This window comes from Propionispira raffinosivorans DSM 20765 (assembly GCF_000381065.1).
Lineage (GTDB): Bacteria > Bacillota > Negativicutes > Selenomonadales > Selenomonadaceae > Propionispira > Propionispira raffinosivorans.
Map to the genome: position 1 here is coordinate 40,502 of NZ_KB905857.1, position 26,086 is coordinate 66,587.

18 protein-coding genes are annotated in these 26,086 nt (G+C 39.4%); 3 read left to right on the top strand and 15 right to left on the bottom strand.

What is annotated here, in order from left to right:
* Positions 1-10: 10 nt before the first annotated feature.
* A complete protein-coding gene (locus tag F606_RS0114080) occupies positions 11-1,414 on the bottom strand; it encodes a glycoside hydrolase family 1 protein (protein WP_019554527.1) in 1,404 nt (467 codons plus the stop codon).
* A gap of 366 nt (positions 1,415-1,780) precedes the next feature.
* Here F606_RS0114080 and F606_RS0114085 point away from each other — a divergent pair, with 366 nt between their 5' ends.
* On the top strand, positions 1,781-2,626 hold the full coding sequence (locus tag F606_RS0114085; protein ID WP_019554528.1) for a MurR/RpiR family transcriptional regulator: 846 nt from the start codon (positions 1,781-1,783) through the stop codon (positions 2,624-2,626).
* 79 nt (positions 2,627-2,705) lie between these two features.
* Here F606_RS0114085 and nifJ read toward each other — a convergent pair whose 3' ends face one another.
* The 8 genes from nifJ to F606_RS0114125 all read right to left on the bottom strand — a co-directional run bounded on the left by nifJ (position 2,706) and on the right by F606_RS0114125 (position 16,750).
* Positions 2,706-6,224 (bottom strand): pyruvate:ferredoxin (flavodoxin) oxidoreductase, encoded by a 3,519-nt coding sequence (nifJ, locus tag F606_RS0114090; RefSeq protein ID WP_019554529.1) that lies wholly within the window; start codon positions 6,222-6,224, stop codon positions 2,706-2,708.
* 370 nt (positions 6,225-6,594) lie between these two features.
* Positions 6,595-7,983, bottom strand: a complete 1,389-nt coding sequence (locus F606_RS0114095) for an amino acid permease (protein WP_019554530.1) — start codon at positions 7,981-7,983, stop codon at positions 6,595-6,597.
* Between the two features lie 175 nt (positions 7,984-8,158).
* Entirely contained in the window at positions 8,159-8,971 is an 813-nt protein-coding gene (locus F606_RS0114100; protein WP_019554531.1) for a flagellin, read from the bottom strand.
* 99 nt (positions 8,972-9,070) lie between these two features.
* Positions 9,071-10,543: a tripartite tricarboxylate transporter permease gene (locus tag F606_RS0114105; protein ID WP_019554532.1), complete on the bottom strand. Its 1,473-nt coding sequence runs from the start codon at positions 10,541-10,543 to the stop codon at positions 9,071-9,073.
* 34 nt (positions 10,544-10,577) lie between these two features.
* Entirely contained in the window at positions 10,578-11,036 is a 459-nt protein-coding gene (locus tag F606_RS0114110) for a tripartite tricarboxylate transporter TctB family protein (RefSeq protein ID WP_019554533.1), read from the bottom strand.
* 53 nt (positions 11,037-11,089) lie between these two features.
* The gene (locus F606_RS0114115; protein WP_019554534.1) at positions 11,090-12,145 is read right to left on the bottom strand and encodes an AbrB family protein; all 1,056 of its coding nucleotides are present in this window, start codon (positions 12,143-12,145) and stop codon (positions 11,090-11,092) included.
* Positions 12,146-12,359: 214 nt separating this feature from the next.
* The gene (locus F606_RS0114120; protein ID WP_019554535.1) at positions 12,360-15,497 is read right to left on the bottom strand and encodes an efflux RND transporter permease subunit; all 3,138 of its coding nucleotides are present in this window, start codon (positions 15,495-15,497) and stop codon (positions 12,360-12,362) included.
* Positions 15,494-16,750: an efflux RND transporter periplasmic adaptor subunit gene (locus F606_RS0114125; protein ID WP_019554536.1), complete on the bottom strand. Its 1,257-nt coding sequence runs from the start codon at positions 16,748-16,750 to the stop codon at positions 15,494-15,496. Before F606_RS0114125 ends, F606_RS0114120 begins: the two co-directional genes overlap by 4 nt.
* Positions 16,751-17,070: 320 nt before the next feature.
* Here F606_RS0114125 and F606_RS21205 point away from each other — a divergent pair, with 320 nt between their 5' ends.
* Complete coding sequence (locus F606_RS21205; protein ID WP_019554537.1) at positions 17,071-18,504, top strand: GDSL-type esterase/lipase family protein; 1,434 nt, start codon at positions 17,071-17,073, stop codon at positions 18,502-18,504.
* A gap of 140 nt (positions 18,505-18,644) precedes the next feature.
* Complete coding sequence (locus tag F606_RS0114135) at positions 18,645-19,805, top strand: FprA family A-type flavoprotein (protein WP_026329406.1); 1,161 nt, start codon at positions 18,645-18,647, stop codon at positions 19,803-19,805.
* A 54-nt stretch (positions 19,806-19,859) separates the two neighbouring features.
* On the opposite strand, the gene F606_RS0114140 is transcribed toward F606_RS0114135, so the two are convergent.
* The 6 genes from F606_RS0114140 to F606_RS0114165 all read right to left on the bottom strand — a co-directional run bounded on the left by F606_RS0114140 (position 19,860) and on the right by F606_RS0114165 (position 26,033).
* On the bottom strand, positions 19,860-20,246 hold the full coding sequence (locus F606_RS0114140) for a RidA family protein (protein ID WP_019554539.1): 387 nt from the start codon (positions 20,244-20,246) through the stop codon (positions 19,860-19,862).
* A gap of 17 nt (positions 20,247-20,263) precedes the next feature.
* The gene (locus F606_RS0114145) at positions 20,264-21,598 is read right to left on the bottom strand and encodes a nucleobase:cation symporter-2 family protein (RefSeq protein ID WP_019554540.1); all 1,335 of its coding nucleotides are present in this window, start codon (positions 21,596-21,598) and stop codon (positions 20,264-20,266) included.
* Positions 21,599-21,621: 23 nt separating this feature from the next.
* Complete coding sequence (gene aroH, locus F606_RS0114150) at positions 21,622-21,981, bottom strand: chorismate mutase (protein WP_019554541.1); 360 nt, start codon at positions 21,979-21,981, stop codon at positions 21,622-21,624.
* Positions 21,982-22,007: 26 nt separating this feature from the next.
* On the bottom strand, positions 22,008-22,670 hold the full coding sequence (locus tag F606_RS0114155; protein WP_019554542.1) for an HAD hydrolase-like protein: 663 nt from the start codon (positions 22,668-22,670) through the stop codon (positions 22,008-22,010).
* Positions 22,671-22,693: 23 nt separating this feature from the next.
* Positions 22,694-24,304 (bottom strand): ABC1 kinase family protein, encoded by a 1,611-nt coding sequence (locus F606_RS0114160; RefSeq protein WP_019554543.1) that lies wholly within the window; start codon positions 24,302-24,304, stop codon positions 22,694-22,696.
* A gap of 109 nt (positions 24,305-24,413) precedes the next feature.
* Positions 24,414-26,033 carry an ABC-F family ATP-binding cassette domain-containing protein gene (locus F606_RS0114165; protein ID WP_019554544.1) on the bottom strand — a complete coding sequence of 540 codons (1,620 nt, stop codon included), beginning with the start codon at positions 26,031-26,033 and terminating at the stop codon, positions 24,414-24,416.
* Positions 26,034-26,086: the final 53 nt, after the last annotated feature.

The following is a 26,086-nucleotide window of genomic DNA, read 5'->3' on the forward strand; positions in this document are numbered from 1 at the left end:
ATTTTATGTCCTATTTGTTATTTGTTAAATCTTCTCCATTACTGGCAATTACTTTTTTATACCAGTAAAAAGATTTTTTCTTCAAACGTTTCATATCCTTCAAGTCGTCTTCCGTACGATTCACATATATAAACCCATAACGTTTAACAAACCCCTGATGAGTACTAATAAGATCAATGGCCGACCACGGACAATACCCCAGCAGTTCTACACCATCATCTACCGCGAGCTTAGCCTGCATGATATGTTTTTGCAAATATTCGATGCGATAATCATCGATGATTTCACCATTTTCATTGACTTCATCATACGCACCCAAACCATTTTCCGTAACAATGAGCGGTAAATGATACCGATCATAGATTTCTCTTAGTGTAATGCGGAAACCTTCTGGATCAACTTCCCAGCCAAACTGTGTTTTTTGTAAATATTCATTTTTAGAGCCCGCATAAAAACCTTTCATACCAATCGAAATCTGTTGATCGCCACTTTCATCATCCTCAAAAATTGCACTGCCATCGGCTACGGTAGCCGTCGCATAGTAATTAAAAGCAATAAAATCTGGTTTCGCATCCTTTAGCACTTCCATATCACCAGCTTCAATCGCTGGTGTAATTCCTGTTTTTTCCATGAAATTCCATGCAACCGTATTATAACGACCATATACCGCCATATCCAGATACAACCAATTGCGAATTGCCGTAAAGTTCTGCATAGCTAAAATATCTTCCGGTTTGCAGGTTTTAGGGTATACATAACTAATATTTGGTGCTGGACCGATTTTGGCGCCAACCACCATCTTATGCAGTAATTTCATTGTAAGTGCTTGGGCAATCAGCATATGATGATTTTGCTGATATAATATTTTTTGGACCTCCGCCGCACTTCCATTTACCGTGCCAATTGCAGCACCATGCAAGATCATCATGTTTTCCTCATTGATGGTCAGCCAATATTTTACACGCGTCCCAAATTCCTCAAATAACACTTTGGCATATTTTAAAAACGCATCAATTGTTTTACGATTTGACCAGCCACCTTTTTTTTCCAGTTCAAAAGGTAAATCAAAATGGTACATCGTAATTAACGGTTCAATTTTATATTTTAGACATTCATCGATTAGTTTACTATAAAATTCAATGCCTTTAGGATTGATTGCCCCATCACCGTCGGGAATGATTCTTGTCCAAGCAATCGAAAAACGATATGTTTTAAATCCCATTTCAGCCATCAAAGCTATATCTTCTTTGAAATGATGGTAATGATCCGATGCCACTTTAAAATCTGGTGTTCCTGGCAAAACTGCCTTAACATCCTGCACGGACAAACCTTTATCATCTTCACCGTATGCTCCCTCAACCTGATAAGCCGAAGTAGAAGCACCCCATAAAAAATCCTGTTTAAACTGTTTCATAAGCAAATCGCTCCCATCATTTTTTCTCTGCAACTGCAGTATAACAAATCAAATCGGACATCTCTATAAAATCAGAAAAGTTGATGCTTTGTTTCATCTATTTCCTAAAAAAGTGTAGATTACCTGACATTTGTATGTCAAATTACCGTAAACCGCTGCCGCAAAAACAAGGTATAGCTATGCTATAATAACAATATATATGGCATTAAACATTTTATATGACACTCGTCAGGAATGGGGTGTAGGGTTGAGTGGCGTTACGCAGGAAGCAAACGATGCCCTATACCCAATTTCTGGCAGACTGATAGACTGGATGTAATTTCTTTAATGCGTTCTATATAGCATGCTAACAGAAAGGAAAACCTTATGATTTTAGAACAACTGCAACATACTAAAAATTTTTCTGAATCAGAACAAACCATTATCCGCTATCTACTAAATGCACCGGAAACAATCCTCGATTTTTCGATCAAAGATTTGGCAAAAGTCAGCTATACAAGTCCCTCGACCGTGATACGACTCGTCAATAAACTAAACAATAAAAAAGGATTTTCGCATTTCAAAGCCACATTTTTTAATGAAATCAATTCGCTGGCCGCACACGCTACGCCAGCTACGGCAATTAATATCAATGAGACGAATTATTCGATTATCAATAAGGTTGCCAATTTAGAAATTGAAACAATCGAAAAGACTCGACTTTCCATCAACTACACAACCATTGCCAATGTATCAAAACTACTCAACAGCAGCACGCAGATTGAATTTTTTGGGTTTGATGATAACCTGCATCTCGTAAAAACCTATCTTTATCGCATGATGGCACTAGGCAAACAAGTATCCATCCATGACTCTGCCAATGCACAATATTATCAGGCAATCCAGTCATCAAGCAAAGCCGTTGCAATCATCATGTCACGTACTGGTGAAAATCGTCGTCTGGTCGAGATTGGAAACCACTTAAAAGAACGCCGCACCCCAATCATCTTATTGACGCCTTCTCGCGACTCAACACTAGGACAATTGGCGACGGAATGGATTGAAATTCAAAATGATATACACCGAGAATCCATTGGAAATATTGTTTATGACACCTGCTGCCAATACATTTTAAATGTTTTATGTGGTATTTTATATAGCAATAACTATGAAAACAATAAAAACATCTTACAAGCCTATAAAAAAAATGTAAAACATATGCTGCTAAAGTAAAATCGGCTAACATATAATCCTGAAATGAAAAAACAGACCTGCATCTATAAAAGATACAGGTCTGTACTCATTTTAAGCTTTATTCTTTACCAGCCAATTTTTTATAATTTTCATATCTTTCTTTGGCATCAGCAGCTGTCTTATCAAAAAGTGCATCTGCAGTGTCAGGGAAAGCACGTTTCAATGAAGAATAACGAACTTCACCGAGAATAAATTCTTTAAAGTCCGCAGTAGGTTCTTTCGAATCTAAAACAAACGGATTTTTATCAGAATCTTTTAACGTTGGGTTGAATCTATACATAGACCAGTATCCTGATTCTACAGCACGTTTTGTTTCAAGATGACTGTTACCCATACCCAAACGTAAACCATGATTGATACAAGGTGAATAAGCAATAATCAAAGAAGGTCCTTTATAAGCTTCTGCTTCAGCAATTGCTTTCAGCGTTTGGTTTTTATCAGCACCCATAGCAATCTGAGCTACATAAACATAACCATAACTCATTGCCATCATACCAAGATCTTTTTTCTTCGTTTTCTTACCAGTTGCCGCAAACTGAGCAATTGCTGCTGCTGGTGTTGATTTAGAAGATTGTCCGCCAGTATTGGAATAAACTTCCGTATCAAATACAAGCACATTCACATCTTCACCGGATGCCAGTACATGATCGAGTCCGCCGTAACCAATATCGTAAGCCCAGCCGTCACCACCGAAGATCCATTGGGAACGTTTCACAAAGAAATCTTTATTTTCATAAATACTGTTTAATACAGCATTATCCGCTTTTTCAGCTTCGAGTAAAGCTGTAAGTTTATCAGCACGATCACGAGTGCCTTCACCTTCATGAATATTTGCAATCCAATCAGCAAAAGAAGCTTTGAGTTCTTCACTCATACCACCAGCATCAACTGCTGTTTGAATATCGGTTGCTAATGTTTCGCGTACAGCATTCGCTCCTAAGAACATCCCAAATCCATATTCTGCATTATCTTCAAATAGAGAATTGGCCCATGCTGGTCCACGACCAAATTGGTTTGTCGTATATGGCATAGCTGGTGCCGATGCGCCCCAAATGGACGAACAACCAGTTGCATTCGCAATCATCATACGATCACCAAACAATTGTGTAACGAGTTTTGCATATGGTGTTTCACCACAACCAGCACAAGCGCCGGAGAATTCAAGTAAAGGTTTTTCAAACTGACTACCCTTTACCGTATTTTTATTCATTGGATTTTCTTTTGGTGCTACTTCATTGATTGCATATTCGAAAGATGCACCATTTGCTTCTTGTGTTGCTAAAGGTTTCATAACAAGAGCTTTTTCTTTAGCCGGACAAACCTGCGCACAATTGCCGCAGCCAGTACAATCAAGCGGTGATACCGTAATTGCGTAATGCAGACCTTTCGCACCAGCAGCTGGTTTCGAAGTCATCACAGCTGGAGCAGCGTCTTTTTCAGCATCTGTCATGAGTGCTGGACGAATAACTGCATGTGGGCACACGAACGCGCATTGGTTACACTGAATGCAGTTATCAACCTGCCATTCAGGAACATTGATTGCAATCCCACGTTTTTCATAGGCAGCCGTACCCGATGGGAATGTACCATCAGCAAGATCATTGAAAGCACTAACTGCTAATTTATCGCCTTCTTGACGGTTCATTGGTTCAAGAATATCTTTAACAAATGCTGGTACTGCCTTTTTCGTAGTAACTGGATCGACTGCATCTTTCCAGTTTGCCGGAATTTCGACCTTAACAACCGCTTCAATCCCTTTATCAATTGCACCATTATTCATATCAACGATTTTTTGACCTTTTTTACCATAAGACGTGACTACAGCATCTTTCAAATATTGAACGGCTGTTTCTTGTGGAATAATATTAGCAAGTTTAAAGAATGCAGACTGCATTACCATATTGAAACGTCCACCAAGACCCAGGCTTTGCGCAATCGCTACGGCATTAACAATATAGAAACTAATGTTATTTTTCGCAATATAACGTTTCATCGCGGCTGGTAAATTATCATCTAATTCTTTGCCGGTCCAAATCGTATTAAGCAAAAATGTTCCATTTGGTTTTAAGCCAGCAAGAAGATCATATTTCATTACATAAGATTCCTGTGAACAGGAAATGAAATCTGCCTTATTGATAAGATATGGCGACGTAATTGCCGATTTACCAAATCTCAAATGCGACATCGTGATCCCGCCTGATTTTTTGGAGTCATACGCAAAATACGCTTGTGCATACATATCTGTTTTATCACCAATAATCTTAATGGCACTTTTATTTGCGCCAACTGTACCATCGGAACCAAGACCCCAGAATTTACATGCCGTTGTCCCTTTTGGTGTCATATCAACATCTTTGGTATAAGCTGGCAGAGATTTAAATGTTACATCATCTTCAATCCCAATTGTAAACCCGCGTTTTGGTTCAGCCAGTTTAAGGTTTTCATAGACAGCCAAAATCTGATCTGGTGTAATATCTTTACCGCCAAGACCATAGCGGCCGCCAATAATAACCGGATGTTTATCTGTATTATAAAAAGCAGCTTTTACATCAAGGTATAATGGATCACCGAGTGCCCCTAATTCTTTTGTTCTATCTAAAACAGCAATTTTCGTTACTGTTTCTGGAATATATTTAAAGAAATGATCGATTGAGAATGGTCTATAAAGATGTACCGTAAGTACACCGACCTTTTCGCCATTGGCATTTAAATAATCTACCGCTTCTCTTGTCGTTTCACAGACAGAACCCATAGCAATAACAAGACGATCTGCATCTTTGGCACCATGATAATCAAATAAATGATGTTCACGACCCGTGATTTTTGCAAGATCTGCCATAGCCTGTTCTACAAGTTCCGGCAATGCATCATAATATTTATTAACGGCTTCACGTTCCTGGAAATAAATATCAGGATTTTGTGCAGTACCGCGAATTACTGGATGATCCGGATTGAGTGCATTATGTCTAAATTTCTTAACAGCATCCCAGTCCAGAATCTTGCCAAGATCAGCAAAATCAATGACTTCGATTTTTTGAATTTCATGTGACGTTCTGAAACCATCAAAGAAATTAACAAATGGGACTTTGCTTTTTATAGCTACTAAATGAGCTACAGCACTTAAATCCATAACCTGTTGGACACTGCTTTCAACTAGCATTGCACAGCCAGTTTGCCGCGCTGCCATAACATCTTGATGATCACCAAAAATATTTAAAGATGATGCTGCGAGTGCACGAGCACTTACATGAAATACACCTGGCAAAAGTTCGCCTGCAATTTTATACATATTTGGAATCATCAGCAGCAGACCTTGTGATGCTGTATATGTTGTGGTCAAAGCTCCTGCCTGCAAAGAACCATGAACAGCTCCTGCTGCGCCTGCTTCTGATTGCAATTCGATAACTCTCACTTTTTGTCCAAACAAGTTTTTGATGCCTTTGGCTGCCATTTCATCAACATCTTCTGCCATTGGTGAAGACGGAGTGATTGGATAGATTGCAGCCACATCTGTAAATGCATAGGAAATATATGCAGCGGCGGCATTACCATCCATAGTTTTCATTTTTTTACTCATGTTTAAATAGCTCCCCTCATTTGATAAAATCTGTTTTACCGTACTTCTAACAAAAAAAGTACTCCCTCACATAAAATAATGTAATAAAATAGTGATGTAAGATATAGAAACTACATCACAATGTACAACCTGACAAAGTGTTAGAATGCTATGTATATTTATGAATACAATTTATATTTTATTCATATTCATTGAACTATATACACGTTCATTATACACCGTGATTATTTCAATGTAAATAATATTTCCGCGTTTTATCAAAAGATTCATTGCTTAATTTGAGATGAATTCCAATGTTGTATATTTTATATTAATAATATTATAACTGCATAAATAGAATTTTTATGCAGTTATAATAAAGGAATCCATATTATTTTGTAACTTCTTTATTGAGATTACTATGGGAGCGCCCATAATAAAAATAGATAATAATACCAATAAAGCTCCAAACAAAGAAACGTTCCCACGTCATAGCCGATAAATTATACATCACATAGCTGCAGCTAATTACTGCTAAGCAGCCAATGGTTTTAATCCAGGGACAACGAAATGGTCTTTTTGCTTCTGGATATTTATATCGCATAACCATAACACCAATCGATGATATTATAAATGCAAACAATGTACCAATGCTGCACATTTCTGCAACAATATGAATAGGTGTAAAACCACTAATCAAAGCAACGGCAACACCAACCACAATCGTAATACGATGCGGGGTAGCATAACGAGGATGGATTTTACAAACAGATTGTGGTATAAGTCCGTCACGAGCCATCGCAAAAAAAGCCCTAGTCTGAGCATACATCATAACAAGCAGTACTGTCGTAAGCCCGGCAATAGCTCCTGTTCCAACTACTGCTGAACCAAAATTATAACCAAGCAGCCTAAGCACATAAGCAACCGGTTCCGCCGTATCAAGCTGTGTATAAGAAACATTGCCCGTCATAACACCTGTAACTGCAATATATAAAATTGTACATATAATAAGCGATCCAATGATGCCAATCGGCATATCCCTTGCCGGATTTTTCGTTTCTTCGGCTGCGGTCGAGATAGCATCAAACCCAAGATAAGCAAAAAAGATAAACGCCGCTCCCGCTGAAACACCCGCAAAACCAAACGGCATAAATGGCTGCCAGTTTGTAACATCTACACTTGGACCAGCTAAAAACAAGAAAAGGAAAATTGCGGCAATCTTAATACCAACCAGCGTCTTTGTAACTGTAGCACTTTCTCTAATGCCTCGAATCAATAAATAGGACAAAAATAGCGTAATCAAAATCGCTGGTAAATTCATAATGCCGCCATCAGCTGGTACAGCCGTCCATGTTTTGGAAAGTTCAATTCCAGCCGATTTCAAGAGACCAACAACATAGGCTGACCAACCACCAGCTACCGCACTAGCTCCCACCGTATATTCTAAAATAATATTCCAGCCCACAAGCCATGCCCAAAATTCCCCCACCGATGTATAAGCATAGGCGTATGAACTGCCAGCAACCGGAACCATGGAAGCTAGTTCCGAGTATGCCATACTAACAAAACCACAGGTAATACTTGCTATAACAAAAGACAACATAAGTGCCGGCCCCGCATATTCTGCTGCTGCTACTCCTGTCAATACAAAAATCCCGGTACCAACAATAACACCTACACCAAGCATAATGATATCCACTGCACTTAAGGAACGTTTTAAAGCTGACCCGTCTGCATCTTTTTGATAGGCTTTAATTGTTTTTGTTCGAAAAATATTCAAATTTGCTTCCCCCTAAATTCCTTTTGCTCAAAAAACTCTACACGAATACTGATTATATCATATAATATATTTCTTTGACATGTAAAATTGTATCATTTTTACATATCAAAATTTTCGCATAAAAAATAGATGCCTGCAAAAGGCACCTATCAATAAAGTCAAACATTAGAAAAATTTAACCAAGAAGCGCTAAAACATCGGTATTACGGTGATTACTGAGAGTCATGAGATGTAGAGCAATTGTTTGCTGTGTTTGACTCGATTTCAGATTTGTAATTTGTTTTGCCATATCACTGTCACCCGTTGTCGAAGCAGCCTCCGTTACACTAGCCGCCTGCGTCGTATAATTACTTGCCGAAAAGTCAAGACCCTCTTGTGTCGCACCAATCTTTGTTTGCTGTGATAAGGCATTTTGCAAAGCAGTATCGACCACATCTAGTGCATTTGATATACCTTTAGATGTAGAAAGATCGAGAGTTGAATTCCCTTTAGAATCTTGCAGACCAAGCGTCTGAGCACTCATATCAGGAAGGCTCACATTTTTGTAACCATTATCACCAGCAACGGTAATCTTTGCTGACCCATCGAGAAGTGACTTATCATTAAACGTAACTCCTGCATTGTCACTAATCTGTGAAACCGTTTGATTCACTTGCTGCTGTAACGCACTGATATCCGCATCATTATTTGTTCCATTTGCGGCTTTCAAGAGTTGGTCATGGAGTGAACTTAAAGAACTGACAGTTGAGCCAATAGCTCCATCCGCTGTTTTCAATAAGGCATTGGATGTTTGCGTATTTTGACTCGACTGTGCCAAAGTTCCCGCTGACACATTCATCCTTGTTAAGATTTGATACCCCGAGGCATCATCTGCTGCACTATTGATTTTAAGACCCGTAGCAATGTTCTTCATGCTAGACTGAATAGCACTTGATGATGAATTCAGTGTTTTAAGCATCCCTGCTGAGTTCTGAATAGAAATTCCCATTATTTTCGCCTCCTTGTCAATTCATCTGGAAACTTAAGAACTTATATAGTATTATACATTGATTTTTACTGGTAAATCAATGTAAATTCTGTAAAAGCACTACATATTTTCTTTAATATATCGTGTATAACTCCATTGCTTCAAAAAGGTCATTAGTAATAAAAGTATCGCTGTAATAAGCAGTATCAGTGCCAGCGGATTTGTTAATAAAATAGAAAAGTCACCCGCCGAAAAAGCTAAGGTATGTCGTAAATTCACCTCGATAATTGGACCTAAAATAAAGGCCAACAAAAATGGCAGCAAAGGGTACCGATAACGATTTCTAATATAACCTATGATTCCAAACAAAATAGTCAAATAAACATCAAAAAAACTCTGATGAATTAAATAGACCCCGGCAACCGTTATTACAAAAAGAATTGGCAGCAAGATCCGTCCATCCAAACGACTGCATACAGCAAAAAAATGCATGCCACAAAAGCCAAGCCCAATGAGGAGCATTCCCGTTACAAAGGCTCCTCCTAAAACACTGTCAATCACCTCAATATTAGGCTGTCCGAAAAAGGAAGCTGGCGACAAGCCGTGTAAAAGAAATGTCATAAAAAGAATTACCCCCAACCGAGTCCCCGGTATCCCAAATAACAGCAACGAAAACATAGAGCCAACACTGCTTGAAGCCTGAGCTGCCTGACTGGCGGCAGCAAGAACAAAAGGATTTTTCTTGCGCCTGGCAGCGCGTTTCGTATCATAACATGAAATAAATGCCGCAGCACGAGCGGCCGCCGGTATAACACCGATGAGAAGACCAAGGATACTTCCTGTAACCATCGGCAGCAACATCATTTTCAACTGCCCCCAGTTTGGCAAAAAAGCAGCAATATGCTTCGTTTTTTCAAACAAGACAAAGCGTTCCAGACTGGTAAGGATGTCCGATAATACCATAACACCTAAAATGAGCGGCAGCGGAGGCACTCCATTAAATAATCTTTCAACACCATAAGTCCACCTTGAATATGTCGAAATTGGATCTGAACCAATTGTGCAAAGCAGTAAACCTAGTAACGCTGAAATCAATCCTTTCCCCACCGATTTCCCCGAAACAACGATTGCCACACAAAGAATGCAAACAAGTGCTGCAAACAGATCCGCCGTTGCAAGATCTATATTCCATTGCGCCACCACTGGTATGCCATAAAATAAAACAACAAGACTCGTAGTAAAACCAAAAATTGAAGCCAGTTGACCGATAAAAAAAATTTTCTCTGTTGTTTCTCGGTGGCTAAACCTCGAAGCAACAGAAGCCGCAGCCACCGATAAATCAAAACGCGCTCTCATAGACCCCAAAAGTAATGCCCCGTACCGACCACCCCCATAAACAGCCAGTACTAAGCCAACAGCTATAGCTAGTGGCAAATGGATTGTAAAGGGCAGTACAAAAGCTGCAACAGCTTCCGCTTGGAGTTTAGCTGTAAGACAAAAAAACATTCCACAAAACACACCTAAAAATAGAATTGGCAATAACTCCAAAAACAAACTCACGCGAAACTGACTCAAAAAAATTCCTGTATCCATAAACAATCACCTATGTATTTCTTTGTACTTTTTATTAATGCAGCAGCATCTGCAAAACACCCAGTGGTAATTCTATATCGAAAAAACGACAAAATAAGCTATGCACAATCACAGGGGTAGCTGCTGCCCCCAAAATAGCTGTGCCAATATTTCGCATATTCGTTAAATACAGCATAATAAATGTAAATATTCCTGTTGATAAAATAAAACCAATTCCTTTAAAACCGATTGGATAAAGCAAACAAAGTATGATCAAGCAACTAACCCGCCACGTTCCGCCCGCTGCCAGTTGGGACTTATCACCATTTTTACTTCGTATAATCTGAACAAAATTAACCAAAAAAGCCACAGTCAATAATAAAATGACACTACTTGGGAAAAAATCGGTACCTACATGGTTTATAGTATCCTTCGGCATTTTACTATTCAGCATCCACGCCCCTGCACACAGACCCAGTCCAAAAAAAGAGATAATACTATCACCAATCTTCATCACTTTGCTCCTTCCTCCTCTGCCAAAACGGGCAGTCTAGAATCATAACATTTTTACACAGTAACTTTTTTATCAAAAAGAATGACAAAAATTTTAGCAATATGCGGAAAAGCAAGCATAATAAACAAAAGTCTTACCAATTGATATGCGGTCATTGTTGATATATCCGCACCAACTAATAACGCTGTAATTCCCATTTCCGTCAAGCCGCCTGGTGCGGTACTCAAAAAAGCTGTAACGAAGGCCATCCCTGTCAATTCGCCCACAATATACCCCATAAGCAAAGATATTAAAAGAACGACGCCAACGCCGCTGAATAAACAGGATAAAAGGCCATGATATTGTTTGATTTTAGCCAGATTGATACTTGACCCAATGTAACTGCCCACACAAATCTGCGCAATACTGATATAAAAAATAGGAACGATAGGGGCCTCCGTTCCTGTCAATAAAATATAAAACCCTGTACTCAAAATCGGTCCCAACAAATAAGCAGTAGGCAAATGGACGATTCGTCCCAGCACTGCCCCGCCAATTGCCACACTAGAAAAAACAAAAATAGTCGTAAGACTCGCCGCTGGCATACTGGCTGCCGCCTCTACCATATTTAAATTTCCATCATGTAAAATATGCATAGTAAGAAATGGTATTACAAAAACAACGGATAGCATTCGCATCGTCTGCATAATGGTCACAGCCGTCTGATCAGTTCCATCCATTTCTCCAGCTAACACAACCATCTGTGAAAGACCGCCCGGCACGCATCCCAATAAGCAAGTGGTAAGACTGATGTTCGTTTTTTTGTGCGTAATATACCCAACCACAACACCAGCAAACACTGTGATCAATGTCGCACAAAGCATCGTCGGCAATTGATCTATAATTTTATGACCTGTTTCAATCGTAAATGGGCGCCCCATGGCATACCCCAATAAAATCAACGCAGTATCCCGAACCTTTAGCGGCCAATAAATGCGCTGACCTGTTTTCCACGAATAAAGTGAAACCGCCACGATAGGTCCTAAAGTCCAAGGCAGCGGAACTTGCAAAAATTCAAACAAAAGACCAACCGGAATTCCAAGGCAGAGCACCTTACATATATTCATCATACACTCAACACCTGATTTTCTATGTATTTCATCCCTCCATTTTACGATAGAATAGACCCCATCGTCAAATCACCTTATCATAAATATAAAAATATGCTCTATCGAATTATAGAAAACGGCGTTGCCGCATCCATTCATGAATATATCTTAAAAAATTAAAATAATAAAAATATGCCCTACCGGCTCAAATGATAGTCGGCAAGGCATATTTTTGTTAAATTTTCAGCAAGGCTCGTATTTTCTTATAGAAAGCCCGTATGATATGCCAAGGTGAAATATCATGATTCTCAAAATACAAAAAAACAATTGGAATTGCAATCAAGGTGAAAAAGGTGGAAGACAATAACCCACCGATTACGACCCAGGCCATACTAACTCTGGTTTCAGCTCCAGGTGTAATAGCCAGAGCCGTTGGCAGCATCCCCGTAATCATCGTGATTGTTGTCATAAAAATAGGCTTCAGCCTTGTTTTACCAGCTTCAATGATTGCCTGTTCAGCTGTTTTACCACGCTCCATTAATGTTAATGTATAATCGAGCAGTAATGTACCATTTTTCGATACCAGTCCATCCATAACCAATATACCAATTAAAGAATAAAGATTGATGGAATTATGGGTAATCGCTAAGAAAACAAGTGACCCAATCAAGCCAAATGGCAGAGAAAGCATCCGAATAGCCGGTGTAGATACCGATTCATAAAGTGTCGCCAATAGCATATACACTAAGAGAAGTGATAATAGCAGTGCCTGTCCCATTTCGGTAAAGGTGCTATTCATATTATCAGCCTGTCCGATAAACCGATATGTTACATTGTTGCCCAATTCTTTAGAACTAATATTTTTAGCTATATCATCGAGTACAGCCTGCAGCTGCCGATCCGTAATATTCGCGGCGATATTGATGGACTCTTGCTTATCAACACGGCGCAGCATAACCGGACCCACTTTATCTTCAACCGAGGCTACATCGCCAACTTTTACAAAACCTGTATTCGTCTTAACGGGTATAGAACGTATATCCGAAGCTTTATAACCATCACTATCTTTTAGACGGACATAAATGTCGGTATCCTGCCCATCATTATTGGGATCATTGACCAGATACCCAGCCAGCGTTCCTGTAATGGCTCCAGAAAATACATTTTGTACATCGTTCGCTGATGTATTGAAAAATTTCAATTTTTCACGGTCCACCATTAAACGAAGTTCCGGTGCACCTTCTGTATACGAACTGCGAACATCTTTAATTCCATCGATTTTATTCAAAACATCTTGCACATAATAAGAAGCTTTGACAATTGATTCTAAGTTTGAACCGCGAATTTCAATCTGTACCGGTGCAGAATTTCCGCCGCCACCGCCACCAGTTCCAGTTCCGCCCGAAACCCCTGGCATTGAACTTTGCGTTTCATTCACCTGTGCTACGGCCTGCGGAAATTTTGTTTTTAAAAATTGCCGCACTTCATCGGTAACTTGCCAAACTGTTTTATCCCTGTCTTTTCGGTCAACCATTTGCACACTAACCCCGCCATAATTTCCGGCTGGTTGCCCCACACTGGATAAATAATTCGTAACTTCAGGGATTTGCGTCAAATAGGTTTCAATATCCCTGACCATAACATTTGTTGTATCTATATTTTGACCAACTGGGAATTGAACGGAGATTCGAAAACTACCTTCATCCGTTTTTGGCATATATTCGCCGCCAATGATCCCGGTAGGGTAATATAACGCTAAAGATGCAAAAAAGATAATCGTAACTGAGATGATTATTTTTTTTGGATGATGCAAACTCCAACGCAGAAAACGTTCGTAAGCGTTAATTAATCCCTGCTCCATTCGAGCGAGTTGATCCCAAAAGACTCCTGTCGGTTCAGACAAGCCATTTTTATAAAATTTAGATGCAAGCATCGGTGTTAAGGTAAAGGATACAAATAAGGAACACAATGTCGCAAAAACGATCGTTAGACCAAATTGACGGAAAAACTGTCCTGTCATACCTGTCATAAAGGCAATTGGCATAAATACAACAACATCGCACAGCGTGATAACAATCGCCGCCATACCGATCTCACTCCGCCCATCTTCAGCTGCAACATCGGAAGACTTGCCCATCGCCAAATGCCGGTGAATATTTTCTAAAACCACAATCGAGTCATCCACCAAAATCCCGATACATAATGACATTCCCATGAGTGACAGCATATTAAACGTAAACCCTGCCATATACATCACAAAAAACGTCGTAATTAACGAGGTTGGAATGGCAATCAAGACAGCAACGGTCGATCTCCAGCCTCTTAAAAAGAGGAATAAAATCAAACCAGTTGTACATAAACCTTCAATTAACGCTTCTAATGTATTGTGCAAAGAATCATCTACATACGTTGCCGAATTCGTAATAATTACAAATTGGTATTCTGGGTATTCACTACGTAAAGAAGCCAATTGTGCCATTGTCGCTTTCGCTGTTTCAACAATATTTGCATTGCTGTTTTTATAAACAGATAAAGAAACAACATCCTGTCCATTGGTTCTGGCATAACGCGTTACCCGCTTGTCTTGTTCACGTACCGTAGCCAGACTGCTAAGCGGAATCGCTACATTTTTACTATTGGCAAGATGGATTGATTCAAGCTCAGAGGGAGAGCTGAACTGCGCCGCCAATCGAACATTTGTTTCCTGTTTATTATTAAATACAGACCCTGCCGGTGTCAATACATTTTCCTGATCAATTCGAGTTGCGATTTGATTCAAGGCAATATCAAAGTAGGCTAATTTATCTTTATCAACCTCTACCGCAATTTCTTTATCCCGCCCGCCGTCGAGCTGTACATCGGAGACACCACTTGCTCGTTGCAGTCGTTCGACAAAAACATCATTCGCCACCGTATAAACATCACCTAATGGTTTATCTGCCATAACTGAGATTTCCATGATTGGTGAAGCATTGACATCGCGCTTAATAACGGTAGGTGTTTTTATGCCCGTCGGCAATTTATTCAACACTGAATTTACATACTGGGTGGCATCAATCGCCGAGGTATCTACATTCGCCCAAAATTCAAATTCCAACGTAATTTGCGCTTTTTCTGGACGAGCCACGGCTGTCATATGTTTTAAGTTCGATAACGAAGAAAGTGAATTTTCTAATGGCTTGATTACATCTTGTTCAATTTCTTCCGTACCCGCCCCTGGATAATTTACGGTGACCGTAACATAAGGTATATTGATAGCTGGTAAAAGTTCTACGCCAATGCGATAAAAACTATAAAGTCCTAAAACAACGAACAGCAGAACAATCATTGATATACCGATTGGTTTCTTGATGGCATAACGTGTTAAATTCAATTACTGTCACCTGCTTCATCACTCGCTGGCAAAATCGTCATGCCTTCTCTTAACCGTGACAAATTATTTGTTGCTACTTGTTCCCCCTCGTCAAGCCCTGATAAAATTTCTACGGTTGCATCACCACGCGCCCCAATTTTAACAGTTCGTTGATGCACTGCATTCTTATCATCAACAACAAATACATATTGTTCACCATTTTTTTCGAGCAATGCATCTTTACTAATAACCAAGGTATTCGGACGCAGTACTGTATTTAGAATAGACCGCGTAAACATGCCACTTTTTAAGGTTCCAGCTTCATTATCAATCAAAACTCTCACGGTATAGGTTAAATTCGTCGTATCAACACTGGGACTAATATAGATAACTTGTCCTGCAATACTCTGACCAATCGATTCAATACCTACATCTACATTCATGCCAATAGAGAACGCTGCTAAATCTTGTTCAGAGACCTGACAATCAACATACAGTTTTCGATTATCATAAATACTCAATAATTTTTGTCCCTGCGAAACAATGTCGCCAGCTTCCACTTGCCGATAACCAATTATGCCAGCCCGTGGTGCTCTCAATACTAGATCATCCCGTTGTTTTTGCGCTGCGGCAATTGTAGTCTGTGCTTTTTGAGCATTCGCCTGTGCGGATACAATCGAAGCCGGTACACCTTGATTCATTTGGTTTGCAATTACATCCAAATTTGCTTTTGCATCAGCCAATGCCTGCTGACTTGTTTCAAACTCCTCAAGCGATATGCCTCCAACATCAAAAACTTGTTTATTGCGGCGATAACTTGCCAAGGCTTTATCATAATCGGCCTGCACTTTATCATAATTCGCATTTACCGTTGAAGCCGTTGTCATTGCATCGGCAGAAGCCTGCTGATAGGATGCTTGATTTTGTCCAATAGAAATATCGGCATCGCCGGTATCCTGAACAACTAGAATCTGCCCAGGTGTAACTACCTGTCCCAATTCTACATTGACTGTATTCACTTTGCCCTGATATTTTGCAGCAATATCAACTTGTGCCTGTGGCAGCGTCTGCCCAACCAAAGATATTGTTTTAATTAAATCAGTACGCGTAACTGCAGCAACCATCACTGTAGTTTGAACATTTTTTTTAGACACAACAACATTCTGTACGGATAAACGATAGATACCAAAAATACTCAAACAAACAAGGATAAAAACACTAACAATTAGAATATTTTTACTTTTTTTATTTTGCACAAAAAAGTTATACTTCATTCTCCCGGTCCCTTCTTTTTACCAAATCAAAATTTTACTACAGTGAATCCAAAATCTGCCTCATCAATTTTTCGTGACTCTCTATAATTTATAATTCCTATTTATATGAATAGTACTGCATTTAGCCTATACTGTCTAGTAAATTCTATTTTATGGAATTTACTAGACAGTAACCGTAATTTGAGCTCCCCCTCCGATCCTTATAATGTATACATCTTAGCTATAGCTAATTTTTCAACAACGAAAAAGATTTGCTGCTTGTAGACCTATACCTATAATGCTATGATAAACAATGAAAATGAAAAAAAGAAGGTAGTTTGATGTTGAACCGAAAAGAAAAAATTTTTATTTTAAGTATTGTCAGTATAATAAGTATTTTTTCGATTAAAACACCGTTGGTTCTAGCGATGGATCAAGATATTCCCAGACATGACATAACAACCGAAGAAAACCAAAATTTAAAAGCCTATACGAAGCAGTGGGAAACAGCTCCAAGGATAACATCACATTATGACAAAAATAATCCTGCTTCCTGTTCACCTTTACTCACATGGACGAAAAACCTCAATGCCGTAAAGTATGAAGTCGAATTTTTTACCACTTTACCCGATGATCTGCAAAACACACAGCTTTCGCGGGATCATATTTATTTTTCACGCAGCATCTACAGCAATGGTTATAACCCGCCACTATATAAATTCGCCCCAGAATTATTGGGCAAGCAGGCTCTATATTGGCGCGTGCGAGCCATCGATTATGATGGAAATCCAATCAGCCTTTTCTCTGTACCCGAAGCACTCTATACGGATACTGCCAAAGAAAATATGAAAGCACCTATTTTAACGGCACGTTATAACCAAGGCAATGGGACCACTTTGCTTTATCCAGTATATAGCTGGATTCCAAATACTGGTGCAAAACAATTTGAAATTGAACTACTTTCCGCACCGCCAGAAAATCATGATGGCATTACGCCTTCTCGCTATCGCATTGCGGCTTTTACCACGAAACTATGCGATTATTATGATAAACAGCCACGTTCTTCGTCTAAACCTTTTTACTGGCGAGTCCGCAGTCTAGATGCTATGGGCAAGCCGATTGGTGTCTATTCTAAGGCAGATTCCTTTACTGTTACACCCGCCTCAGCCTGGCAGACCGCAGTTTATGGCGACAGTATTACCCATGGCGGCGGGCATATGTCATACGGACCAGCGGACTGGGAATATAGTTATGAAACCTATCTAAATTTTCCTGTAATCAATTTGGCACTGAGCGGCGATACAAGTGAAGCCCTGATGGATCGTTTTGATCGTGATGTCCTGCCATTTCATCCCCATTATTTGATTATCATGGGCGGCACCAACAGTCTACGTGGTGGTTATTCCGCCGATTCGGTCATTTACAATCTGGAAACCATCAAAATCAAATGTTTAAAAAACAATATTAAACCGATTTTTTTGACTTTACCTCCTATTAATCCAGAAAACATCAAAAAAGTCTTTGGTGAAAATTCGGCTCCCGATTGGCAAAACCAAATGAATCTAGTCAATCAATATATTCGCAGCCAAGTCTACATCGACATTGCAGCCGCCTTGCCGTGTCATAATGGGATATTAAGTGATGGTTTAGCCCTTGATGGACTGCATCTCGATGTAGTCGGTAAAAAAATCATGGCCCAAACGATCAATCAGGTCTGGCCTGCTATAACGAAACAAGCTGATGAACAAACACTTCCTGTGGAAAATTCCCTGTAATGCTATATTTTATATTAATTTCACGAACCAAGGTGTATTATTTTTAAATATCATTGTATTTAAAAATAAATCGTATTACAATTATAATTAGAATTATGTTTAAGTAAGATTAATTATTGTGATAAGAAGGGTGATCTATGATGCAAGCAATTGAAATGAAACAAGGAATTTATTGGGTTGGTGCCATTGATTGGGCTTTGCGGAATTTTCATGGATATGAAACCAGCCGTGGTTCAACGTATAATGCATATCTGATTATCGACGAAAAAATAACGCTCATTGATACCGTCAAAGAAGGCTTTACCGATGAACTCATGCAGCGTGTTTCATCGATTATTGATCCGTCAAAAATTGACTATTTAATTTCCAGCCATTTGGAACGCGATCATTCAGGAGCAATTCCTGCCGTTATGAAGTATTGTCCAAACGCAACCGTTGTTACCAGTCTCCCACATGGACTCAAAGGATTAAAATCTTATTATGGCGAGTATAAATATCAGGGTGTTAAAGCCGGTGATACAATTAGCATCGGTACCAGAACCTTACAATTTGTCACAACGCCAATGCTTCACTGGCCGGACAGTATGATTACCTACTGCCCCGAAGAAAAAATTCTCTTCTCGAATGACGCATTTGGTCAACATTATGCAACGAGCGGTCGTTTTGACGATGAATGTCCTATTTCACAAGTGATGGAAGAAGCAAAGAAATATTATGCCAACATCCTAATGCTTTATGGTCGTCAAGCTGAAATAGCTTATAAAACTGTATCAGGTCTCGATGTAGAAATGATCGCAACTGGTCATGGCGTCAACTGGCGCTCTCATGTAAAAGAAATTCTTGCTGGCTATAAAGAGTGGAGTACCGCTGTTCCAGAAACCGGTGCTGTTGTCGTCTTTGACAGCATGTGGCATTCAACCGAAATCATGGCTACCGCGATTGCAGAAGCTTTTATTGTGAAAGGTATTGAAACAAAGTTATATGATTTAAAAGTAAATCATATTTCTGATATTGTTACCGAAGTTCTCACAAGTAAATATATCGCTGTTGGCTCACCAACTTTAAATAATATGATGATGCCTACCGTTGCTGAATTCCTTTGTTATCTGCGTGGTCTCTCTCCAAAAAACCGACAAGCATTTGCTTTTGGTTCGTATGGCTGGGGCGGACAAAGTATTGCACAGGTTGAAGAAGAACTGAAAAAGTGCGGGTTTACGATCTGCCTCGACAAAATTCGTTTAGAAAATATCCCAAATAAGACGCAATTAGCTGAAATCACACAAAAAATAATTGACCTTTAAAAAAACGCTGATAACACATTGTGTTATCAGCGTTTTTTAATTAAAAACTACAATCTATTCAGCAGCAGCTGCAATAACATCGATTTCCACTAAAGCATCTTTCGGTAAATTTGCCACTTCAATACAAACACGAGCTGGGCAATTTTGTGTGAAATATTTTGCATAGACTTCGTTTACGGTAGCAAAATCACCCATGTTTTTCAAATAAACCGTGGTTTTTATTACAGAATCCAGCGTGCAGTCAGCAGCTGTTAAGATAGCTTTCAGGCTATCAAGTACACGTGTTGTCTGCACAACAATACCACCTTCGACAATATTTCCCGTCTTTGGATCAAGGGGAATCTGCCCCGAAACAAAAAGCAAGCTGCCATTTGTTTTTATCGCCTGAGAATATGGACCAATCGCTGCTGGAGCCTGATCCGTTGAAATTATTTTTTTCATAATATTATCTCTCCCTATTATAAATATTCTTTTTGGGCTATTTCCGTCGTATTTTTTTCAGCTCCATTTAAAATCGCATTCAAAACAACGGCCATAACACTACCGACTGTAATACCACTATTTAAAATGAGCTGCGACCACTCAGGAAATTTATTATAAAATGTTGGCATCGCAACTGGAATCAGTGCCACCCCGATGCTAATTGCAACCACCATCATATTATAACTGTCATCAAAATCAACTTTTGACAATGTTTTGATCCCGCTTGCCGCCACCATACCAAACATCGCAACGCCAGCACCACCCAAAACAGAATTTGGAATAGATGCAACGACTGCTGCCATTTTAGGGAAAAGGCCTAAAATCATGAGAAGACATCCCGCCATAGCAACAACAAACCGGCTCCTAACTCCAGTCAAACTGATCAAACCAATATTTTGGGCAAACGCCGTATACGGGAAAGCATTAAAAATCCCACCCAAAATTGTTGAAAAACCATCCGCACGAAGTGCTTTTGCCAGTAGTTTTTCATTGATCGGTTTATCGACAATTTCTCCTACAGCCATGACATCCCCCGTTGTTTCTGCCATCGTCACCAACATGACAACCGTCATTGCAAAAATAGATGCTGGATCAAAAATAGGCCAGCCAAAAGCAAAGGGGGTAGTAACGCCAAAAAAAGCTGCCTGTCCAACTGATGAAAAATCAGTCAGCCCTAAAGGTATCGCAATAAAGGTACCACTTACTAAACCCAAAAGCACTGCAATATTACTCCAAAACCCGGTAAAACAACGATAGAAAAATAGAACAATTGCTAAAACAATCGCTGCCAAAAAGATTAAAGATGGATCACAATACTCTGGTGCCGCAGGATTGCCGCCGCCAGCCCACATTACAGCAACTGGCAATAAAGAAATTCCCATGATCGTAATAACGGAACCCGTCACTACTGGTGGAAAAAACCGCAGCATCTTACTAAAATATGTACTAATAAGGAAAGTTACAAGACCCGCCACCATCGCTGAGCCGTAAATCCCGCGGAGTCCATGTGCTCCGCCAATCATAATCATTGTGGTTACCGCACCAAATGTACACCCCTGTACAATCGGTAATTTAGACCCAATTTTAGGCCCCAGACCTAATGTTTGGATTAAAGTTGCAATGCCACACGTAAACAAATCTGCATTAATTAAATAAATCAATTGTTCTTTATCAAGATGAATTGCACTAGCTAGCACAAGCGGAACAGCTACCGCCCCTGCATACATCGCTAAAACATGCTGAAATCCATAGATTAGCATTTTCACTAAGGACGGTTTCTCATCTACTGGATGAATCATTTCTTGCTTCATTACGTTTATTTTCCTGCTTTCTCTTATTTATTTGTCAAATCAGGTCGAAGACAGACTGCTTTTCCCAAATACACATGGTGTATTTCCTTCTGCTTTTTCTCCGTATTGACTAATAAAAGCACACGAATGCACTTTTCTAAACTGTCTTCAACTTCCATCTGCCTCGCATCAAAAAGTGGTACAAATTCCCAACCAAGTTTGCGAGCTGCCGCCGCTGGAAAAGCTGCCGTAATGTCATCGGTCGCACTAAAAAGTGCCGCTCCAATATCTTCCGTTTCAATCTGATTTAAGGTTACCATTTCATTCAATAAATTCTCAACAGCCAGAAAAATTTCATTTTTATCATTTTTTTCGACTGTAATTGCTCCTCTGATGCCTTGCAAAACATAGCCCTCCTCATTTACTCAAATCAATCGACAAACATTTGCCGTATCTCATCCACAGAATACACGATTTTATTTGGAGCTGCTTCCATCAGCTCGGTCTCCGTGCCATAGCCGTATGCCACGGCAACGGAAGCTAATCCATTTTCCTTAGCTCCGATCACATCATGTTTGCGGTCACCAATCATAACAATCTGCTGTTTATTTACCTGTTCTAATTTTGATAAAGCAAACTCAATCACAGCCCCCTTATCCTCACGTGTTCCATCAAGATTGCTGCCACAAACTTCCGTAAAATAGGAATCTATTTTGTGATACTGAAGAATTTGTTTTGCATGTACCGTTGGTTTAGCCGTTGCCAAAACAATGGTTTTTCCCATATTTTTCAGTGTTTCCAGTAAAGGTAGTACGCCATCATACAGTAAATTCTCCCGGATGCCTTCTTTTTCAAAGCGTTCTCGATAATACTCGGTTCCCTGCCTTGCCTGATCGGCCGTCAACCCATACCACTGCTGGTACGTAAACGAAAGCGACGGTCCAATACAGCGTGTCAGCTTTTCGATATCATTTTCTTCGATACCAAATTTTTCTAAAGAATATTGTAAACATCGAATTATGCCAATTTTCGAATCCGTCAGAGTCCCATCCAGATCAAAAAATACGGTTTTATATTGTTTAAACTCCTGCATACATTCACCTGCCACTTTCTTTATTATTTCTTTTTCATAATACTAAATACCAGTCGCGTACACAGTATGAGTGCTGCTATATAACCAAAAACGCCTAACAGTGGAATTTCCATAATTTTGGGCGTCATCTGTGTCGTGCAAATGATGCTTGAGCCTAAAAGCAGTGCCGAACTAATAATACCAACAATCAATTTATTGATCATCTTATCAACCTGTCGCAGCGGTTCTTCTGATCCCGTAAGATCAAAATTCACTTTTGTCTGCCCACTCATCGTCATTTTTAGAATATCCGATACTTGTTCCGGCAGGCGCATCGACTTGCGCAATAGGTTGTAACCATCTCGTTTTGCTTTTTCTATCTCTTCGCGCAGATCAAAATTCTTACGAAAATCAGCCTGCATATGGGTCGCAAAAATCTCAACAAAATGGACATCCGGGCAACAAATTCGCATAACGCCTTCAATCGTAACGACGCCACGAGCAAACATACTAATTCCTGGTACGATCGCAATTTTATGCCGACTCAAAATGGCTAAAATTTTACGAGCCAGCGGACCTAAATGCAGACTTGTAAAATCCAAGCCAACATATTCATTCATCATTGCATCGATATCTTCGTATAACCGCGTATGATTAATACGCTCTTTTGGAACCCCTAAGGCTAAAACTGCGGCCTTCATCTCATATGTATCATTATTGACAACAGCAAAAACTGCTTTTTTGAGTGCCGCACGATCGCGCGTTGACAATCTTCCCATCATGCCAAGATCAAGCCAAACAATCTTTCCAGATCGAATCCAAATATTCCCAGGGTGGGGATCGGCGTGAAAATAACCGTCATCAATAATTTGTTTTACATAATTTTCGCCCAATTTTTTTCCGATATCATTGATGTCATAGCCTAAAGCTTTAATTTCATTGATTTTATCGATTTGTATTCCATCGATATATTCCATTACAAGAATACGTGAAGTAGTCAATTGTCGATTGACGATGGGGCAGGTTACATAATCGATATCACTATTGCATTGACGAAATTCATCATTATGATTTGACTCCATCAAAAAATCCATCTCTTGCTTGGCGATCGCCCACATCTCGTCTAGTATCCTGTTAAAATCAATCAGACCACTTGATTCACTGATAACCTTCAAAATAGTCGCAGCACGCCGCAGCAAGACAATATCTTTGGACATTACATCATAGATTCCCGGTCTTTGAACCTTAATCACGACTTTTTCACCAGTTTTTAAGACAGCACGATGCACCTGAGCAATCGACGCCGATCCCAGGACTTGTTCATCAATGGATTGGAAAACTTTCGTCCATTTTGTTTTATATTCTTCCTCAATGACGATTTGAATGGTTGTAAAGGGCAAAGGTTTGACCTCTGTCTGCAATTTGACCAATTCATCACAATATTCCTGCGGCAGAAAATCCGGCCGCATTGACATAACCTGCCCTAATTTCACAAAGGTTGGTCCCAAATCTTCTAAAATCATGCGCAATTTTTCTGGAGTCAGCCCATGCATGATTTCACGATTTCGCAATACCACCACTAATTCTTTTAAACGATTCGTCGCGAGGTGATCTTCTTTCGTATAATTTGCATTCTTGATCAGATTACCTAACATAAGACTATCCCCATTCAAAATTTGCTACAGTCATATTATAATATAAATTTCCCATTTTAGGTATACAACCTTACAAAAAAATAAAACGGAGGGCAACCCCTCCGCTTTTTTATTGTTTATATTTTTCAGCAAGCTGCTGTTTTATCGTATCATTCGATAAATATTCATCGTACGTTGTCACACGGTCAACGATGCCCTCCGGCGTGATTTCAATAATACGATTTGCAATCGTTTGAATGAATTCATGGTCATGTGATACAAAAAGCATGGTTCCCGTAAACGCAATCAGCCCATCATTCAAAGATGTAATCGATTCCAAATCCAAATGATTCGTTGGTTCATCCAAAAGCAGTACATTTGCACCACTTAACATCATCCGTGAAAGCATACAGCGGACCTTTTCACCACCGGATAATACCGAAGCTTCTTTTAAGCTTTCTTCACCTGAAAAGAGCATCCGACCTAAAAAGCCACGAATAAAAGATTCATCTTGATCTTGTGAAAATTGACGGAGCCAGTCAACCAAGCTTAATTTCACACCATCAAAATAAGTCGAATTATCCATCGCCAGATAAGCTTGTGACGTCGTCACACCCCACTTAAAGGAACCTTCATCAGCTTCTAATTCTCCCATAAGAATTTTAAACAGCGTTGTTTTACCAATACTATTCGGACCAACTAAGGCGATTTTATCACCTTTTTTTAAAGTAAAGCTGACATTATTTAGCACTTTTTCACCATCAATTGTCTTCGAAATGCCTTCAACCGTAAGCAACTGATCACCAGCTTCACGATCCGGTTTAAACGCAACATATGGATAACGGCGAGAAGATGGTCTAAGATCATCGAGCGTAATCTTATCCAATAGTTTTTTACGAGAAGTCGCCTGTTTTGACTTTGATGCATTCGCACTAAAACGCTGAATAAATGCCTGTAAATCTTTGATTTTTTCTTCTTTTTTCTTATTTGCATCTTTAGCTAAAACTGAAGCCAGCTGACTTGATTGCAGCCAAAAATCATAATTCCCGACATACAGCTGAATGTTTTCATAATCTACATCGGCGATATGTGTACAAACCTGATTCAAAAAATGACGATCATGTGATACTACAATAACCGTATTTGTAAAATCAGCTAAAAAGTTTTCGAGCCAGTTGATCGAGTCCAAATCAAGATGATTTGTCGGTTCATCTAAAAGCAAAATATCAGGGTTGCCAAACAAAGCCTGCGCAAGAAGTACACGCACTTTATCCGTACCATCGAGTTCTGCCATTTTTGATTCATGCAGCGACTCAGGAATGCCCAAGCCATTTAAAAGCCGTGCTGCTTCCGGTTCTGCTTCCCAACCATCGAGTTCAGCAAATTCACATTCTAACTCGGAAACGCGCATACCATCTTCATCAGAAAAATCTGGTTTAGCATAAAGTGCTTCCTTCTCATCCATGATTTCAACGATACGCTTATGTCCCATAATAACCGTTTTGATCACTGCATAATCATCAAATTCATAATGATTCTGTTTAAGAACAGCCAAACGTTCCCCCGGCGTAATATCAATATTGCCATTTGTCGGTTCGATATCGCCGCCCAAAAGTTTTAAAAAGGTAGATTTCCCAGCACCATTGGCGCCAATCACACCATAACAATTCCCTGGTGTAAATTTGATATTGACATCTTTAAACAAGATTCTTTTACCAAATTGAAGTGTTAGTCCACTTGTACTAATCATAAATTATTATCTCAATCCTTTATATTAAATTTCATATATAGCAAAGATACATA

Excerpts from the sequence above, each read along its gene's own strand:
- F606_RS0114080 (WP_019554527.1), bottom strand. The coding sequence starts at position 1,414 with ATGAAACAGTTTAAACAGGATTTTTTATGGGGTGCTTCTACTTCGGCT.
- F606_RS0114085 (WP_019554528.1), top strand. The coding sequence starts at position 1,781 with ATGATTTTAGAACAACTGCAACATACTAAAAATTTTTCTGAATCAGAA.
- nifJ (WP_019554529.1), bottom strand. The coding sequence starts at position 6,224 with ATGAGTAAAAAAATGAAAACTATGGATGGTAATGCCGCCGCTGCATAT.
- F606_RS0114100 (WP_019554531.1), bottom strand. The coding sequence starts at position 8,971 with ATGGGAATTTCTATTCAGAACTCAGCAGGGATGCTTAAAACACTGAAT.
- F606_RS0114105 (WP_019554532.1), bottom strand. The coding sequence starts at position 10,543 with ATGGATACAGGAATTTTTTTGAGTCAGTTTCGCGTGAGTTTGTTTTTG.
- F606_RS0114110 (WP_019554533.1), bottom strand. The coding sequence starts at position 11,036 with ATGAAGATTGGTGATAGTATTATCTCTTTTTTTGGACTGGGTCTGTGT.
- F606_RS0114115 (WP_019554534.1), bottom strand. The coding sequence starts at position 12,145 with ATGATGAATATATGTAAGGTGCTCTGCCTTGGAATTCCGGTTGGTCTT.
- F606_RS0114125 (WP_019554536.1), bottom strand. The coding sequence starts at position 16,750 with ATGAAGTATAACTTTTTTGTGCAAAATAAAAAAAGTAAAAATATTCTA.
- F606_RS21205 (WP_019554537.1), top strand. The coding sequence starts at position 17,071 with ATGTTGAACCGAAAAGAAAAAATTTTTATTTTAAGTATTGTCAGTATA.
- F606_RS0114135 (WP_026329406.1), top strand. The coding sequence starts at position 18,645 with ATGCAAGCAATTGAAATGAAACAAGGAATTTATTGGGTTGGTGCCATT.
- F606_RS0114140 (WP_019554539.1), bottom strand. The coding sequence starts at position 20,246 with ATGAAAAAAATAATTTCAACGGATCAGGCTCCAGCAGCGATTGGTCCA.
- F606_RS0114145 (WP_019554540.1), bottom strand. The coding sequence starts at position 21,598 with ATGAAGCAAGAAATGATTCATCCAGTAGATGAGAAACCGTCCTTAGTG.
- F606_RS0114155 (WP_019554542.1), bottom strand. The coding sequence starts at position 22,670 with ATGCAGGAGTTTAAACAATATAAAACCGTATTTTTTGATCTGGATGGG.
- F606_RS0114160 (WP_019554543.1), bottom strand. The coding sequence starts at position 24,304 with ATGTTAGGTAATCTGATCAAGAATGCAAATTATACGAAAGAAGATCAC.
- F606_RS0114165 (WP_019554544.1), bottom strand. The coding sequence starts at position 26,033 with ATGATTAGTACAAGTGGACTAACACTTCAATTTGGTAAAAGAATCTTG.